Consider the following 16,592-nt stretch of genomic DNA (forward strand, 5'->3'; position numbering starts at 1 on the left):
CCTTCGCGGGAATGACGATGAGGCAGGAGAAGCTACCCCGCCAACCGCCCCAGCTCCGCCGCCCACAACGTATCGAGCCGCCGCCCGACGCCACCGTTCGCCGCTTCACGCCGGGCCAGCGCCTTCAACCGCAACGACCGCCCGCCGATCATCCGCCCCTCGGTCGCGAACACGAGGTCATAGATCGCGCTCGACTGCCGCTCATTGTCGCCATCGAACCATGTCGCGGTTACTTCGACCGGCAATCGCCCCTCCAGGTCATCCTTGCCGCCATCGGTGATCGCCAGCAGCGGCGCGCGCACCCAGTCGACGTCGATCGCGACATCGCCCACCGCCGTCCGCTCGGACACCTTCAATGCGGGCGGGAAGCGCACCGCGATCCGCTCGATCCGCCGGTCGGCGGCGCTCAGGGTCAGCCGATCGCCACCCCCGGCCGGCGTGGCGACGATCGCCAGCGCGTTCTTGGCCTTCGCCGCCGAGGCGCTGGCCGCCGCGCGATCGGCGTCGACGCTGCGCCGTTCGGACACGTTGTTCCACAGCGTCAGCCCACCGATCACCACGCCCGCCACCGCCACGCCTTCGGCCAGCGTGATCCAGCGGCGACGCTGCGCGCGGGCTTCGTCGGCCTCGCTCACCGCCCGCCGGCCTCCAGCAGATCGCGCGGCGCGGTCAGTTCCCATCCGCGCGCGATGGCGTCCTCGACCAGCCGCCAGTCGACGTCACCCTCGACCGATACCGGCGTCCAGCCATCGGCGGTTCGCACCGACAGCGCGTCGCCATCCGCCCGCGCGAACGGCTCGCCCTCGACACAGAATGCGTGGTCGTCACCGTCGCCCTGTTCCGCCGCGCCCGGCAGCAGCAGGGCGGTTTCGCGTACCCGGTCCAGCAATTCGTTCATCGCGTCACATACTCCGCCAAGGTTCGCGGATAGAGCCGATGCTCTTCCGCCAGCACCCGCGCCGCCAGCGTGTCCGCGCTATCGTCGGGCAGGATCGGAACGCGCGCCTGCGCCAATATGCTCCCGGCATCCAGTTCCTCGGTGACGACATGCACCGAACACCCTGCCTCGGCATCCCCCGCCGCGATCGCCCGCGCGTGCGTGTCGAGCCCCTTGTACCGGGGCAGCAGCGAGGGGTGGATGTTGACGATCCGGTCGCGCCACGCCGCGACGAAGCCGGGCGAGAGCAGCCGCATATAGCCCGCCAGCGCGATCGTCTCGACGCCCGCCGCACGCAATTCGCTGTCGATCGCCGCTTCATATTCCGCCTTGGGAATCCCCTTGGGCGAATGGGCGAAGGTCGCGATGCCGCGCGCGGCGGCATGCGCCAGTCCGGCGGCATCGGGCTTGTCCGACGCGACCAGCACGACTTCATACGGGCAATCGGGGGCCTGCGCGGCGGCGACCAGCGCCGCCATGTTCGATCCCCGTCCCGAAATCAGGATGCCGACCTTATGCCTAGCCAAGATGCGTCGCGCTCCATGCCGCCCGCGCGCTCCACGTCTCCACGCTGCCCTTGACGGTGCAGCCCTTCTCGCCCGCCTCGACGGTGCCGATCCGCACCACGCTTTCGCCGGCGGCGGCCAGATCGGCGGCGACCGAGTCGGCGGTGTCGGCCGACACCAGCAGCACCATGCCGATGCCGCAGTTGAATGTCCGCGCCATTTCCTCGGGCTCGATATTGCCCTGCGCCTGGAGGAACGCCATCAATCGCGGCTGTTCCCACGCATCGGCATCGACCACGGCATGCGCGCCCTCGGGCAACACGCGCGGGATATTCTCCAGCAACCCCCCGCCGGTGATATGCGCGAGGCCATGGATGCGCCCGGCGCGGAGCAGCGGCAGCAGCGGCTTCACATAGATTTTGGTCGGCGCCATCAGCGCGTCGATCAGCATCACGTCCTGATCGAACAGCGCCGGCCGGTCGAGCTTCCACCCCCGGTCCGTCGCGAGCCGGCGCACCAGCGAGAAACCGTTGCTATGCACGCCCGAGGAGGCGATGCCGAGGATCACGTCGCCCACGCCCACCTTGTCACCGGTCAGCAACTGTTCGCGCTCGACCGCGCCGACGCAGAAGCCGGCGAGGTCATAGTCGCCATCGGCATACATGCCGGGCATCTCGGCCGTCTCGCCGCCGATCAGCGCGCAGCCCGCCTGCCGGCACCCCTCGGCGATCGAGGCGACGACCCGCTCGGCGGTGTCCGCGACCAGTTTGCCGCTGGCGTAATAGTCGAGGAAGAACAGCGGCTCGGCACCCTGCACGATCAGGTCGTTGGCGCACATCGCGACCAAGTCGATACCGACGCCGTCGTGGGCATCATGCTCGATCGCCAGTTTCAGCTTGGTGCCGACGCCGTCGTTCGCCGCGACCAGCAGCGGGTCCTTGAACCCCGCCGCCTTGGGATCGAACACCCCGCCGAATCCGCCCAGTTCGGCATCCGCGCCGGGCCGCCGGGTGGATTTCGCGAGCGGTCCGATCGCGCGGACCAGCGCGTTGCCCGCCGCGATCGAAACCCCTGCCTGTGCGTAGGTATAGCCGCCGCCGCGGTCGCCTTCATTGCTCATGGGAGCCGGTTAGCCACATCGCGCTTGGATTTCCACGCCTGCTTCGTCAAAAGGCGCGCATGACGCTGCAAACCCGCCACCGCCTGCTCGCCGCCGCCCTCTTGGGCATGGTCGCGACCGGCGCGGTCGTGGCGCAGGGCGGAGTCGCCGCCGTCGACAGCTCGGGCACCTTCGAGGTGAACGGCGTCCGCGTCGACGTCGCCGGCCCCACCGCAGACGTGGCCCGCACCACCGGCTGGCGCCTCGCGCAGCGTCGGGGCTGGCAGATGCTGTCGCAGCGGCTGACCGGATCGGCGCAGACGCTGCCCGACGGCACGCTTGATTCGCTGGTCGACGCGATCGTGGTGGAGAGCGAGCAGATCGGCCCCAACCGCTATGTCGCGCGTCTCGGCGTCCTGTTCGACCGGGGGCGGGCCGCATCGATCCTCGGCATCGCCGGCGTCGCCGAACGCAGCCCGGCGATGCTCGTCGTGCCGCTGATCTGGGACGGTGGCACCGGCACCGCGTTCGAACGGGCGACGCCGTGGCAAGCGGCATGGGCGCGCTTCCGCACCGGCGGCAGCACCGTCGACTATGTTCGCCCGAATGGCACCGGCGGCGACGCGCTGCTGTTGAATGCGGGGCAGGTGACGCGGCGGGGGCGCGGCTGGTGGCGCACCGTGCTCAACCAATATGGCGCGTCGGACGTGCTGGTCCCGCAGGTCCGGCTGGAGCGGCAATGGCCCGGTGGGCCGGTCGTCGGCACCTTCACCGCCGGCTATGGTCCCGACAACCGGCTGATTGGCCGCTTCGCGCTGCGTGTCGAACAGGCCGATGCGATTCCCGCGCTGCTCGACGAAGGCGTGCGGCGAATCGATTCGCTGTACCAGCAGGCGCTGCGCGATGGCACGCTGCGGCCCGATATGGCGCTGAACGCCGCGCCGCCGGGCACGCCTGCACCGGTCGAGAACCCGCTGGCCGATCCGCTTGCCCCCGTACCGGTCAATCCCGCCGCGCCGGTGCCGACCCCGACGCCCGTCGATACCTTCGTCACCCTGTCGGTGCAGGCCGACACGCCCACCGCCGCCGCCGTCGAATCGACCGAAGCAGCGTTCCGCGCCATTCCGGGTGTGCGCAGCGCGATCACCTCCAGCCTCGCGCTGGGCGGTGTATCGGTGTTGCGCGTCACCTTCGATGGCGATCCCGCGATCCTGTCGGCAGCCCTCGAAGCGCGCGGCTGGCAGGTGCAGGGCGGCGACGGCGCGCTACGCATCCGCCGTCGCGCGGCCCCGACACCACCGGCTCCGGCCGGCGGATGAGCGGCCCCGCCAACGGTCCCGCCCAGATGAGCTTCACGCTCGACCTGCCGCCCGGCGCGCGGAAAGACCGGTTCCTCGTCAGTCCCTCCAACCGCGAAGCGGTCCAGTTCCTCGACAATTGGGGGCTGTGGCCGGTGATGGCGGCGGTCCTGATCGGCCCGCGCAAATCGGGCCGCACGCTGCTGGCGCGGATGTTCGCCGCGCGCAGCGGCGGGATGATCGCCGACGATGCCGAACGGATGAACGAGATCGACCTGTTCCACCTGTGGAATCAGGCGCAGGCGGAGGGGCGGCCGCTGCTGATCGTCGCCGATGCCACGCCGCCGGTGTGGAAGATCGAGCTGCCCGACCTGCGCACCCGTATCGCCGCGACCCCGGTCGTCCGGCTTGATGCGCCCGACGATCTGCTGATCGAAACGCTGCTGCAACATCTCTTCGACAGGAAGGAATTGATAGTCGCGCCCGATCTGGTGCGCTGGCTCGCCCGCCGCGTCGACCGGAGCCATCTCGCCGTGCTTCGCGTTGTCGAGGCATTGGAGGAAGATGCGATGCTGCGCTCGACGCGCCTTTTGACCGTTCCCGCCGTGCGCACCGCGCTCGGTCGTACCACGCTCCTGACGGACTCCGCCGCATGACCGAGTTGCAGACCGACGTCCCCGCCGGATCGACCGTCGCCGCCGTGCCCGAAGCGCGCTATTTCAACCGCGAGCTGTCGTGGCTGGCATTCAACCGCCGCGTGCTGGACGAGGCGTGCAACGCCGCCCATCCGCTGCTCGAACGCCTCCGCTTCCTCTCGATCTCGGCGACCAACCTCGACGAATTTTTCATGGTCCGCGTGGCCGGGTTGAAGGGGCAGCAGGCGCAGGAGGTCGGCCACGAATCGCCCGACGGCCTGACCCCGACCCAGCAATTGGAGGCGATCGTCGCCGACGCCGCGCAACTGGTCGATAGCCAGCAACGCATCTGGCGCGACATCGCGACCGATCTGGCGGCGGCCGACGTCACCGTGCTGGGGGCCGATGCGATCACCGGCGATGCCGAGGTGTGGCTGGAACGCTATTTCCGTGAACAGGTGTTCCCGGTGCTGACCCCGCAGGCGCTCGACCCGGCGCACCCGTTCCCGTTCATCCCCAACCTCGGCTCGGCGCTGCTGTTCGATCTCATTCGCCGATCGGACGAGGTCGAGGTGCGCGAAGTCGTGCTGCTCCCGCCCGCCATGCCGCGCTTCGTGCGCCTGCCGGGCAAGGCGGCGCGTTATGTCGCGATCGAGACGATCCTGCGCCATTTCTCCGGGCTTTTCTTCCCCGGCTACACCGTGCGCGCCTCCGCCGCCTTCCGGGTGATTCGCGACAGCGACATCGAACTGGAGGAGGAAGCCGAGGACCTCGTCCTGTATTTCCGCACCGCCATCAAGCGACGGCGGCGCGGCCGCGTCATCCGGCTGGAGATCGAATCGGGCATCTCCGACGAGATGATCGAACTGCTGCGCGAGGAAATGACCGGCAGCGATGCGGTGATGACCGAAACCGGCGGCTTCCTCGCCATCGGCGACCTGTCGATGCTGGTCGCCGAGGATCGCGCCGACCTGAAATTCCCGCCGTTCAGCCCCCGCTTTCCCGAACGCATCCGTGAATATGGCGGTGACTGTTTCGCGGCAATCCGCGCCAAGGACATCGTCGTCCACCATCCGTACGAGACGTTTGACGTCGTCATCGCCTTCATCAAACAGGCGGCGGCCGACCCCGATGTCGTCGCGATCAAGCAGACGCTCTACCGCGCCGGCAAGCAATCGGCGATCGTCGCCGCGCTGGTCGCCGCCGCCGAGGCGGGCAAGTCGGTGACGGCGGTGGTCGAACTGAAGGCGCGCTTCGACGAGGAACAGAATCTCAACCTCGCCTCGGTCCTCGAACGCGCCGGGGTGCAGGTCGTCTACGGTTTCATCGAATGGAAGACCCACGCCAAGATCTCGATGGTCGTCCGGCGCGAGGAACAGGGGTATCGCACCTACTGCCACTTCGGCACCGGCAACTATCACCCGATCACCGCGCGCATCTATACCGACCTCAGCTTCTTCACCGCCGATCCGGCGATCGGGCGCGATGCCGCGCAGGTGTTCAACTACATCACTGGCTATGTCGAACCGCAGGCGCTGCAACAGCTCGCCATTTCCCCGCGCGACCTGCGCGACCGGCTGGAAGCGCTGATCGAGGGCGAGATCCAGACCGCGCGGGCCGGCGGGCAGGGGTCGATCTGGCTCAAGATGAATTCGCTGGTCGACCCCGCGCTGATTGACAAGCTCTACGAAGCATCGGCGGCGGGGGTGCAGATCGACCTGATCGTGCGCGGCATCTGCTGCCTGCGCCCCGGGGTTCCAGGCATGTCGGAGAATATCCGCGTCAAGTCGGTCGTCGGCCGCTTTCTCGAACACAGCCGTATCTATTGCTTCGGCGGGGGGCAGGCGCTGCCCAACGACGATGCGCTGGTCTATGTTTCCTCGGCAGACTGGATGCCGCGCAACTTCGATCGCCGCGTCGAATATCTGTTGCCGATCACCAACCCGACCGTCCACGACCAGGTGCTCGATCAGGTGATGGTCGCCAACCTGCTCGACACCGAACAGACTTGGGAATTGCGCGCCGACGGCAGCTATCGCCGCGTGGCGAAGGGCGACCGGCCGTTCAACCTCCATCGTTACTTCATGACCAATCCCTCGCTGTCGGGCCGCGGCGCCGCGATCGAGAGCGGGGCGGCGATGAGCCCGCAGAAACTGTCGCTCCGCGCATGGCGCGCGGCACGCGGCGGCACGCTCTGATGGGGTTGGGCTGGCCGGGAAGCACGCCGACCTCGATCGCGCACAGCGCAATCGTCGACATCGGTTCGAACTCGATCCGGCTGGTCGTCTATGGCGGGCCGGAGCGTATCCCGGCGATCCTGTTCAACGAAAAGGTATTGGCCGGGCTGGGCCGCGCGCTCGCCGGCACCGGCGCGATCGATGCCGACGCGATGGCGGCGGCGCGCGCCGCGCTGGAGCGTTTCGCATGGCTGACGCGCGAGATGGCGGTGCCGCGCGTCCGCACCGTCGCCACCGCCGCCGTGCGCGATGCCGCCAATGGCGCGGAGCTGATCGCGCTGGCGCACGCCGCCGGCCTCACCGTCGAAATCCTGTCGGGCGAGGAAGAGGCGCAGGCCGCCGGCCACGGTGTCCTCTCCGCCATTCCGCAGGCCGACGGCATCGTCGGCGATCTGGGCGGCGGCAGCCTCGAACTGGTCCGGGTGAAGGACGGTCAGCTCGGCGAGCGCGTTTCCTTCCCGCTGGGCGTGCTGCGCCTCGGCGCGATCCGCGCGAAGGGGGCGGGCGAACTCGACCGCACGGTCGCCCGGATGATCGCGGCGGCCGGCTGGACCGGGCAGGGGCAGGGGCTGCCGCTCTACCTCGTCGGCGGATCGTGGCGCGCGCTCGCCCGGCTCGACATGCACCTGACCGGCTATCCGCTGCCGATCGCGCATGGCTATGCGCTGTCGCCCGCGCGCATATCCGCACTGCGCAAGCTGCTCGCCGAGATGCCGCGCGCCGACCTGAGGCTGGTGCCGAACCTGTCGGGCGGGCGGGTGCCGACGCTGGACCATGCCGCCGCCGTGCTCGCCTATGCGGTGCGCCACCTCGGCTGCGCCACCACCGTCATTTCCGCCTATGGCCTGCGCGAAGGGCTGCTCTACGCCGCGCTGCCCGCCAAGGTCCGCGCGACCGACCCGCTGCTGGTCGCCGCGCATGACGAAGGCGCGCGGCAGGGCCGTTTCGCCGAACATGGCGACCTGCTGCACCGCTGGATCGCGCCGCTGTTCCCGCAGGACGATCCGGCGATGGTCCGGCTGCGTCATACCGCCTGTCTGCTCGCCGATGTGGGCTGGCATGCCAACCCCGAATTTCGTGCCGAACGCGGTGTCGAGATCGCGCTGCACGGCAACTGGGTCGCGGTCGACGCCGCTGGCCGTGCGATCGTCGCGCAGGCGCTGCATTGTTGCCTTGGCGGCGGCAGCGACACGCCCGAACCGCTCGGCCGCCTTGCCCCGCCCGACGCGCTGGCGATCGCGCGCCGCTGGGGCCTTGCGATGCGGCTGGGCCAACGGCTGAGCGGCGGGGTGGCCGCCCCGCTCAAGCGCACCGCCCTGCGGCGCGGAGCCGGCGGCGTCGAACTGCTCGTCACCGGGGCGGATGCCTCGCTGTATGGCGAAGCGGTGCAGAAGCGCCACAAGGCGCTCGCGACTGCGCTCGGCATGGAAGCGGCGCTGGTAACGCGCTGACTGTCCTACAGGGCAGGCGGTATGCCAAGGTCGGGACGCTCGTTGACTCGTCCGCCCCCTGTATTCTCCGTCCCGGAAGGGGCGGGCGTTTTCCCTGCGCGGATCGATATTCCGTTTTTGCAGAGGGAATTTACCCCCGAACCCCAACGTCACCCCCGCGAAGGCGGGAATCCATACACGCCGATGCCGGTGATCGAACCGAGCCCGTTACGTCTATGGCTTCCCGCCTAGGGCGGTCCACATTCCGCATTTCCGGCCAATCTTCGTCATTTTCGGCCGAAACAGCCGCCCCTTTCGTCACCCCGGACTTGTTCCGGGGTCCACGGCTCGGCAATCGGTACGGCTTGAGCCTCGATTGACCGCATTTGCGGCCAAGTGAACCCCGGAACAGGTCCGGGGTGACGACGCGCGAAGGAATGTCGATCGGCCCTGGGAAACCGCCGCCCCGTCAAACCGCAAACCGGTCGAAACGCGCTATAGTGTAAACTTTGTAAACTTTGCCATCACCCGCAGCGAAGCCGCAGGATTTTGCGGCTCGAGTCGAGCTCGATGTTCAGCCGGTCAGGGCGATAGTCCATGGTGATGGCGTTATGGTCCGGCCCGATCACCCGCACGCTCCGCGCGCCGACCTTCGCCTGTGCCTCGGCCTGCACCGCCGGGGTCAAGGGTTTGCCGATCAGGCCGGCGGCTGCCTCGATCCGGCACGGCGTCATCGGCTGGACCTCGGCTGCCTCGTCGCCGGGCGGAGCCGGGATCACCGGCGGCATCACGGCCTGCGGCGGCGCGACCCGCCGTGGCGGCGGGGGCGGCGCATCCGGGGCACTTGGCGCACAACCCACCAGCATCAATCCGATGAGGGCAACCCGCTTCATTCGACGACCTCCGCTCGTGTCATCTTCAACTTTCCGCCCAGCACCGTGAACCCGAGCTGACCCTCGACCAGCGCCAGCGCGTCGCGCCCGAACTGCTCGAACCGCCACCCGTCTAATATTGCCAGCCCGTCGCGCTGCCCGGCGGCCAGCGCCTCCAGATCGTCCGATCGCGCCAGCAGCCGCGCGGCAACCTTGATCTCGTTCGCGCGGATTTTCAGCAGCAGTTTCAACAGGTCGGCAACCAATGCGCCTTCCTTGCCCAGCGCCGGCTTGCGCTCGTCACGCCCCGGCATTTCCTCGGCGGTCAGCGGCTTCGCCTCGGCCAGCGCGGTCATCATCCGCGCGCCAATGTCGTTGTGCGCCCATGCCGCCGACAGGCCGCGCACCTTGGCCAGATCGGCCTGCTTGCGCGGCGGATTGGCCGCCAGATCGGCGACCGTCTCGTCCTTGACGATCCGCCCGCGCGGCAGGTCCTTGCCCTGAGCTTCCAGTTCGCGCCACTTGCCCAGCGCCTTCAACCGGCCGAGTACGTCGGGCTTGCGGCTGTTGACGCGGATGCGTTGCCACACCGTTTCGGGATCGTTGAAGTAATTGGCCGGATTGCCGATCCGCTCCATCTCCTCGTCCAGCCATAACCCGCGACCCGTCCGCCGGAGCTTGGCGAGCATCTTGGGAAAGATCACCGAAAGATGCGTCACATCGGCGATCGCATAGTCGATCTGCCGGTCGTCGAGCGGCCGCCGCGACCAGTCGGTGAACCGCGCACCCTTGTCGACGACGATGCCCAGATAGGCATCGACGAGGTTGGAATAGCCGACCTGCTCGCCCTGACCCAGCGCCATCGCCGCCACCTGCGTGTCGAACATCGGAAAGGGGGTCTTGCCGGTCAGGTTATAGACGATCTCGATGTCCTGTCCGCCGGCGTGGAAGACCTTCAGCACCTCGTCATTGTCGGTCATCAAGTCGAGCAGCGGCTTCAGGTCGATCCCCGGTGCCATCGGATCGATCGCGGCGGCTTCTTCCGCGTTGGCGATCTGGATCAGGCAGAGTTCGGGCCAATAGCTGTTCTCGCGCATGAATTCGGTGTCGACCGCCACGAAATCGGACTGGGCGAGGCGGGCGCAGAGGGTGGCGAGGGTCGCGCTGTCCTCGATCAACGGATGGATATGCATCCCGCCCGCATAGCAGCCTCGCGCGCCTTGACAAAAGGGGGTTGGAAGGGGAAGCGCGCGGCAACGGATTAATCCGTCATCCCCGCGCAGGCGGGGATCCATAGACGCAGGTTCGCGTGAGAGCCGCGCCGTCAGCGGCTATGGATTCCCGCCTCCGCGGGAATGACGACCAAGCAGGGTTACGTTCTGATGCACGCCTATCGCACCCATAACTGCGGCCAGCTTACGGACGCGAACGAGGGCGATACCGTCCGCCTGTCGGGCTGGGTCCATCGCAAGCGCGACCATGGCGGCGTGCTGTTCATCGATCTGCGCGACCATTATGGCATTACCCAGATCGTGGCCGACAGCGACAGCCCGGCACTCGCGCTGCTCGATGCCGCGCGGACCGAATCGGTGCTGACGATCGACGGCACGGTCAAGGCGCGTTCGGACGCGACGAAGAATCCCAACCTCGCGACCGGCGCGATCGAAATCTATGCCCGCGCCGCCACGCTGCAATCGGCCGCGCAGGAACTGCCGATGCCGGTGGCGGGCGAGGCCGAATACCCCGAAGACATCCGCCTGCGCTATCGCTTCCTCGACCTGCGGCGCGAGCGGCTGCACGCGAACATCCTGCTGCGCTCGAACGTCATCGCGTCGCTGCGCCGCCGGATGATCGATCAGGGCTTCACCGAATTCCAGACCCCGATCCTGACCGCGAGCAGCCCCGAGGGCGCGCGCGATTATCTGGTTCCCAGCCGCGTCCATCCGGGCAAGTTCTACGCGCTGCCGCAGGCGCCGCAGATGTTCAAGCAGTTGCTGATGGTCGCGGGTTTCGACCGCTATTTCCAGATCGCGCCCTGCTTCCGCGACGAGGATGCCCGCGCCGATCGCTCGCCGGGTGAATTCTACCAGCTCGATTTCGAGATGAGCTTCGTCACGCAGGAAGACGTGTTCGCCGCGATCGAACCCGTCCTGCACGGCGTGTTCGAGGAATATGCCAACTGGCAGGGCAAGGGCCGCACCGTCAGTCCGCTGCCGTTCCAGCGCATCCCCTACCGCGAATCGATGCTGAAATACGGCAATGACAAGCCCGACCTGCGCAACCCGCTCATCATCACCGACGTGTCGGAGCTGTTCCGGGGTTCGGGCTTCGGCCGCTTCGCCTCGATCGTGGAAGGCGGCGACGTCGTCCGCGCGATTCCGGCCCCCGGGACCGCCGACAAGAGCCGCAAGTTCTTCGACGACATGAACGCCTGGGCACAGGGCGAGGGCTTCGCCGGCCTCGGCTATGCCACGCGCAAGGGCGGAAAGTGGGGCGGCCCGATCGCCAACAACCATGGCGACGAAGGCATGGCGAAGATCTCCGAGGCGCTTGGCCTCGGTCCCGACGACGGCGTATTCTTCGCCGCCGGCAAGGAAGCGCAGGCGGCAAGGCTCGCCGGGCTTGCCCGCACCCGCGTCGCCGATACGCTCGGCTTAATCGACGACAAGCGCTTCGAATTCTGCTGGATCGTCGACTTCCCGATGTTCGAATATGACGAGGACGCCAAGAAGGTCGATTTCAGCCACAACCCCTTCTCGATGCCGCAAGGCGAGATGGACGCGCTGGAGACGATGAACCCGCTCGATATTCTTGCCTATCAGTACGACATCGTCTGCAACGGCGTGGAATTGTCGTCGGGCGCGATCCGTAACCATCGCCCGGAAATCATGTACAAGGCGTTCGAGATCGCCGGCTATACGCAGGCGGACGTCGACACGAACTTCGCGGGCATGATTAACGCCTTCAAGTTCGGGGCACCGCCGCACGGCGGCTCGGCACCGGGCGTCGATCGTATCGTGATGCTGCTGGCCGACGAGCCGAACATCCGCGAGGTCATCACCTTCCCGATGACGCAGAAGGCGGAAGATTTGATGATGGGTGCGCCGAACTACGCGACGCCGAAGCAGCTTCGCGAACTGAACATCCGCGTGACGGCGGACGGCCCCAAGGAGGGCTGATCCGGTTGAGGTGCGCCGGGCGGGAGCTTCCTGCCCGGCGCAGTTACGGTCAGGCGTTCTCGAACTTCTCGCCTTCGAGCACGCGCAGCCGCCCGTCGTCGATCGCGAACACCGCGCCGTGCAGCTTGAGCGTACCGGCCTCGACCCGCTCGCGGACGAACGGGAAGGTCATCAGGTTTGTCAGCGACACCTTGACGCCTTCCTGTTCCAGCGCCTTCTGCCCCTCGGGACCGGTGCCGTGTTCGGCGACCACCTTCTCGCGCGCTCCGTCCAGCAGGTCGATCCAATGGGCAACGAACCCGCCTTCGCCGGGCTTGGTATTGGCGAGCGCCTGCGTCAGACAGGCGTTGACGCCGCCGCACGCCCCGTGGCCGAGAACGAGGATTTCCTCGACCTCCAGCTTCGTCACCGCGAATTCGAGCGCGGCGGACACGCCGTGGCGGCCCCCGTCATCCTCGAACGGCGGCACCAGATTGGCGACGTTGCGCACCACGAAAATCTCGCCCGGCCGCGCGCCGAAGATGGTCGCGGGATCGACGCGGCTGTCCGAACAGGCGATCACCATCACCTTGGGACTCTGGCCGGTCGCCAGTTCGCTCCAGCGCTCGCGCTCCTGCTGCCACTCGTTGCCCCGGAAGCGGAAATAGCCTTCCTTGAGGTCGCTGAAGTGCATCAAAGAATCTCCATCATACGTTAGGTTTTTCCCTCACGGCCACAGACGCACGGCGCGCGCGAACGTTGCAGGCGGTTGTTCGTTTCCTCGCGGATCGCTATCTGGGGCCCATGAACGAAATGTCGCCGCTCCCCCGCCCGCAGCGTGAACGCAAGCCCGACTGGATTCGCGTGAAAGCCCCGACCGGCAAGGTCGTGGCCGAAACCCGCGCGCTGATGCGCTCGAAAAGCCTGACGACGGTCTGCGAGGAAGCGGCCTGCCCGAACATCGGCGAATGCTGGTCGAAGAAGCACGCGACCGTCATGATCCTCGGCGACACCTGCACCCGCGCCTGCGCCTTCTGCAACGTCAAGACCGGCATGCCGCGCAAGGTCGATCCGATGGAGCCGCAGCATGTCGCCGAGGCGGCAGCGGCGATGGGGCTGAACCATATCGTCATCACCTCGGTCGATCGCGACGACCTGCCCGATGGCGGCGCCAGCCAGTTCGTGAAGGTGATTCAGGCGATCCGCGCCGCGAATCCGACGACGACGATCGAAATTCTCACCCCCGATTTCCGCAACAAGCACGAAGCGGCGGTTGAGGCGATCGTCGCGGCGCGTCCCGACGTCTACAATCACAATCTCGAAACCGTGCCGCGCCTCTATCCGACGATCCGGCCGGGCGCGCGCTATTATGCCTCGCTGCGGTTGCTGGAGAGCGTCAAGAAGCTTGACCCGTCGATCTTCACCAAATCGGGCATCATGCTGGGGCTCGGCGAAGAGCGGCTGGAGGTGCATCAGGTGATGGACGACATGCGCTCCGCCGACATCGATTTCCTGACGATGGGCCAGTATCTCCAGCCGACGCCGCGCCATGCCAAGGTGATCGATTTCGTGACCCCCAAGGCATTCGACGCCTATGCCGCGATCGCGCGGGCCAAGGGGTTCCTGCTGGTCGCCTCCTCGCCGCTGACACGGTCGAGCTATCACGCCGGCGACGATTTCGAACGGATGCGCACGAACCGCGACGCGAAGCTGGGCGTTGTCCGCGTCTGATGCCCAAGCATACCGAAACCCGCCATCTGCCCTACAGCCCCGAGCATATGTTCGATCTGGTCGCCGACGTCGCGCGCTATGGCGAGTTCCTGCCATGGGTCAGCGCGATCCGGGTGCGTTCGTCGAGCGAGACCGAAATGGTCGCCGACATGATCGTCGGCTTCAAGGGCCTGCGCGAAAGCTTCACCTCGAAGGTGCAAAAGGAACGGCCGGACCATATTCGCGTCGACTATCTCGACGGACCGCTCAAATATCTGAACAACGATTGGCGCTTCAAGCCCGACGGGCAGGGCGGTACGCTGGTCGAATTCTGCGTCGACTTCCAGTTCAAGAACCGCGTGTTCGAGATGCTGGCGGGGCAGGTGTTCGACCGTGCGCTGCGCAAGATGATCGGCGCGTTCGAGGAACGCGCCGCGGCGCTTTACGGCGATTCGGCGACGGGTTCTTCCGACGCTTCGTCGGGCGGCAGCAGCAGTTCGAGCGCGCACAGCGCCGCCTGAAGCCGGACGCCACCCCGGCCGAGATCGCCGAAATGGCGCAGGTCGGCGACGACCTTCGCCGGATCGCCACCCTTTTCGGCCCGCGCGAACACGACGGTGCCGACCGGCTTCTTTTCCGATCCGCCGCCCGGCCCGGCAACCCCGGTGATCGCGACCGCGACATCGGCATCGGACGCTTCCAGCGCACCTTGCGCCATGCTCCACGCGGTCGCGACCGACACCGCGCCAAAGGTTTCGAGCACGTCCGAGCTGACCCGCACCTGCGCGGTCTTGGCCTCGTTCGAATAGGTGACGAAGCCGGTGTCGAAGATTTCCGACGATCCCGGAATTTCGGTGATCGCGGCGGCGACGAGGCCGCCGGTGCAGCTCTCCGCCAGCGTCACGCGACGGCCGACGGCGCGATTGGCCGCCACCACGCGGCGGGCGGCGGCAACCAGTTCGGCGGGAAGAATGGTATCCATAATGTCTCAGTTCCGGGGGCGCGTGCCGCATAGCGGCAACCGCATCTGGGGACGGGGGCTGTCGGCATCGATCTGCGCGAACAGCACGATGAGCCCGGCGACGTTGCGCGGGGGAAGCGACTGGACAAGCATCGCGGCACGTTCGATCCGGGGGCAGTCGGCCGGATCGATGTTGCCGACGACCATCGGTGCGATGATCGACGACACGATCGGCGCGGCGAAACTGGAATCGAGCAACTGGATCGCCTGTGGCGCGGTGAGGCGCGACAGCGCCGCCTTGGCCTGGGTCCAGGCACCTTCGGTTTCCGCTTCGTAGCGGGCGAGGAACGGTCCGCTCGTCCGGCGGATCAGGGCGGTTGCCGGCAGCGCGGTCGCGCAGCGGGTTCCGGCCTGACGGATCAGGTCGGGCGCGACGAACAGTACCAGTGCCTCGGCCTCGGCCGGGGTGACGCAGGCAGCGGAGGTCTGCGCCTGCGCCGCACCGGTCGTCGCGAACAGGGCGATGGCGGCGGCGATGCGCCTCATGCCGGCACCCGCACGGTCGCGATCGCCTGTGCGGCGATACCCTCTTTGCGGCCGGTGAAGCCCAGCCGCTCGCTCGTCGTCGCCTTGATGCTGACCTGCTTCTCGGTGAGGCCGAGGATGGCCGCGATCCGCGCCCGCATCGCCGCGCGGTGCGGGCCGATCTTGGGCGCTTCGCAGATCAGCGTCAGGTCGACGAAGTCGAGGACGCCGCCCTCCGCCCGAACCAGCGACGCGGCACGGGCGAGGAACTGGTCCGACGCCGCCCCGCGCCACCGCGCATCGCTCGGCGGGAAATGGGTGCCAATATCGCCCGCGCCGATCGTGCCGAGCAACGCATCGGTGATCGCATGCAGCGCGACATCGGCATCGCTATGCCCCGACAGTCCGCGATCGTGCGGGATCAGCACCCCGCCCAGCCACAATTCCTCGCCCGCTTCCAGCCGGTGAACGTCGTAGCCGGTGGCGCTGCGCGATACGAGCGTGGGCGCGATCCGCGCCTCGGCCGCCGCGAAGTCGGCGGGATAGGTGATCTTGTCGAGCATGATGTCTCCTTCGACGGTCGCGACGTCCAGCCCGATCGCGCGCAGCATCTGCGCATCGTCGGTCGCCTCCACGCCCGCGTCCCATGCGGCATGCGCGTCGCGAAGCGCAGCGACGTCGAACGCCTGCGGCGTCTGTACCCGCACCAGCCCGGCGCGCGGCACGACGTCGCCCAGCACCTCGCCCGCCTGCGCCAGCGTATCGGCGACCGGCAGCACCGGTATCGCGCCGGGCAGATGGTCGAGCGCGGCGAGCAGCCGGTCGATCACCGCGCCCGGAACGAACGGCCGGGCGGCGTCATGGACCAGCACCCGCGCCGCATCGCCGATCGCCGCCAGCCCGGCGGCGACGCTTTCCCGCCGGGTCGCGCCGCCGATGACGTGGCGCACCTCGCCGATGGCCGCCGCCAGCATCGCCTGCTGGCCCTCGCCGATGACCACGACGACCTCGTCGATCGCCGGATGCGCCGCCAGTGCGGCATGGGCATGGGCGATCATCGCCCGGCCACCGATGGCGCTATATTGTTTCGGGGTGCTGCTGCCCGATCGACTGCCCTGTCCGGCAGCGACGATGAGGGCGACGGTAGGTCCGGTCTGCATCGCAGCCGCCTAGCCCAAGCCGCCGCCCGCCGCCAGCCTTGCCCTTGCCCATGGTTTGGGGTAA

At 67.9% G+C, this 16,592-nt stretch carries 17 protein-coding genes; 7 read left to right on the plus strand and 10 right to left on the minus strand.

Translation table 11 applies throughout. From position 1 onward, the window contains the following. Positions 1-32: 32 nt before the first annotated feature. From ASE78_RS06900 to purM, 4 genes are read right to left on the minus strand one after another with little or no spacing between them, the layout of a single operon-like run. Entirely contained in the window at positions 33-635 is a 603-nt protein-coding gene (locus tag ASE78_RS06900) for a hypothetical protein (protein ID WP_056494837.1), read from the minus strand. Next, positions 632-898 carry a hypothetical protein gene (locus tag ASE78_RS06905; protein ID WP_056494841.1) on the minus strand — a complete coding sequence of 89 codons (267 nt, stop codon included), beginning with the start codon at positions 896-898 and terminating at the stop codon, positions 632-634. The genes ASE78_RS06900 and ASE78_RS06905 overlap by 4 nt, the downstream gene beginning before the upstream one ends. Further along, the gene (gene purN / locus ASE78_RS06910; protein WP_056494844.1) at positions 895-1,416 is read right to left on the minus strand and encodes a phosphoribosylglycinamide formyltransferase; all 522 of its coding nucleotides are present in this window, start codon (positions 1,414-1,416) and stop codon (positions 895-897) included. Before purN ends, ASE78_RS06905 begins: the two co-directional genes overlap by 4 nt. Positions 1,417-1,456: 40 nt before the next feature. Next, positions 1,457-2,563, minus strand: a complete 1,107-nt coding sequence (purM, locus tag ASE78_RS06915) for a phosphoribosylformylglycinamidine cyclo-ligase (RefSeq protein ID WP_056494846.1) — start codon at positions 2,561-2,563, stop codon at positions 1,457-1,459. A gap of 59 nt (positions 2,564-2,622) precedes the next feature. Between purM and ASE78_RS06920 the strand changes: the two genes are divergently transcribed. The 4 genes from ASE78_RS06920 to ASE78_RS06935 are packed head-to-tail and all read left to right on the plus strand — an operon-like array spanning position 2,623 to position 8,163. Next, positions 2,623-3,861, plus strand: a complete 1,239-nt coding sequence (locus ASE78_RS06920) for a hypothetical protein (RefSeq protein ID WP_056494849.1) — start codon at positions 2,623-2,625, stop codon at positions 3,859-3,861. Continuing rightward, on the plus strand, positions 3,858-4,496 hold the full coding sequence (locus tag ASE78_RS06925; protein ID WP_055756253.1) for a hypothetical protein: 639 nt from the start codon (positions 3,858-3,860) through the stop codon (positions 4,494-4,496). The genes ASE78_RS06920 and ASE78_RS06925 overlap by 4 nt, the downstream gene beginning before the upstream one ends. After that, entirely contained in the window at positions 4,493-6,673 is a 2,181-nt protein-coding gene (locus ASE78_RS06930) for an RNA degradosome polyphosphate kinase (protein ID WP_056494853.1), read from the plus strand. Before ASE78_RS06925 ends, ASE78_RS06930 begins: the two co-directional genes overlap by 4 nt. Further along, entirely contained in the window at positions 6,673-8,163 is a 1,491-nt protein-coding gene (locus tag ASE78_RS06935; protein WP_056495330.1) for a Ppx/GppA family phosphatase, read from the plus strand. Before ASE78_RS06930 ends, ASE78_RS06935 begins: the two co-directional genes overlap by 1 nt. A 503-nt stretch (positions 8,164-8,666) precedes the next feature. On the opposite strand, the gene ASE78_RS06940 is transcribed toward ASE78_RS06935, so the two are convergent. Beyond that, positions 8,667-9,035, minus strand: coding sequence for an I78 family peptidase inhibitor (locus tag ASE78_RS06940; RefSeq protein ID WP_056494856.1), 369 nt, complete (start codon positions 9,033-9,035; stop codon positions 8,667-8,669). After that, entirely contained in the window at positions 9,032-10,207 is a 1,176-nt protein-coding gene (rnd, locus tag ASE78_RS06945; protein ID WP_056494858.1) for a ribonuclease D, read from the minus strand. The genes ASE78_RS06940 and rnd overlap by 4 nt, the downstream gene beginning before the upstream one ends. Before the next feature lie 189 nt (positions 10,208-10,396). Here rnd and aspS point away from each other — a divergent pair, with 189 nt between their 5' ends. Beyond that, complete coding sequence (gene aspS, locus ASE78_RS06950; RefSeq protein WP_056495333.1) at positions 10,397-12,193, plus strand: aspartate--tRNA ligase; 1,797 nt, start codon at positions 10,397-10,399, stop codon at positions 12,191-12,193. Between the two features lie 49 nt (positions 12,194-12,242). Here the strand turns inward: aspS and ASE78_RS06955 are convergent, their stop codons facing one another. Further along, positions 12,243-12,869: a carbonic anhydrase gene (locus ASE78_RS06955; RefSeq protein WP_156351315.1), complete on the minus strand. Its 627-nt coding sequence runs from the start codon at positions 12,867-12,869 to the stop codon at positions 12,243-12,245. A 107-nt stretch (positions 12,870-12,976) separates the two neighbouring features. On the opposite strand from ASE78_RS06955, the gene lipA reads away from it, so the two are divergent. Beyond that, the gene (gene lipA / locus ASE78_RS06960; RefSeq protein WP_056494864.1) at positions 12,977-13,903 is read left to right on the plus strand and encodes a lipoyl synthase; all 927 of its coding nucleotides are present in this window, start codon (positions 12,977-12,979) and stop codon (positions 13,901-13,903) included. Further along, the gene (locus tag ASE78_RS06965) at positions 13,903-14,403 is read left to right on the plus strand and encodes a type II toxin-antitoxin system RatA family toxin (RefSeq protein ID WP_056494868.1); all 501 of its coding nucleotides are present in this window, start codon (positions 13,903-13,905) and stop codon (positions 14,401-14,403) included. The genes lipA and ASE78_RS06965 overlap by 1 nt, the downstream gene beginning before the upstream one ends. On the opposite strand, the gene ASE78_RS06970 is transcribed toward ASE78_RS06965, so the two are convergent. Genes ASE78_RS06970 through ASE78_RS06980 form a run of 3 tightly spaced genes read right to left on the minus strand, consistent with a single transcriptional unit; the run spans position 14,325 to position 16,528 of the window. After that, positions 14,325-14,864 (minus strand): CinA family protein, encoded by a 540-nt coding sequence (locus ASE78_RS06970; protein WP_056494871.1) that lies wholly within the window; start codon positions 14,862-14,864, stop codon positions 14,325-14,327. The two genes, ASE78_RS06965 and ASE78_RS06970, sit on opposite strands and share 79 nt — an antisense overlap. Positions 14,865-14,870: 6 nt before the next feature. Then, positions 14,871-15,389, minus strand: coding sequence for a hypothetical protein (locus tag ASE78_RS06975; RefSeq protein WP_056494874.1), 519 nt, complete (start codon positions 15,387-15,389; stop codon positions 14,871-14,873). After that, positions 15,386-16,528, minus strand: coding sequence for a bifunctional 2-C-methyl-D-erythritol 4-phosphate cytidylyltransferase/2-C-methyl-D-erythritol 2,4-cyclodiphosphate synthase (locus ASE78_RS06980; RefSeq protein WP_056494877.1), 1,143 nt, complete (start codon positions 16,526-16,528; stop codon positions 15,386-15,388). Before ASE78_RS06980 ends, ASE78_RS06975 begins: the two co-directional genes overlap by 4 nt. Between the last annotated feature and the right edge of the window lie 64 nt (positions 16,529-16,592).

Source organism: Sphingomonas sp. Leaf25 (assembly GCF_001421635.1).
Classification (GTDB): Bacteria; Pseudomonadota; Alphaproteobacteria; order Sphingomonadales; family Sphingomonadaceae; genus Sphingomonas.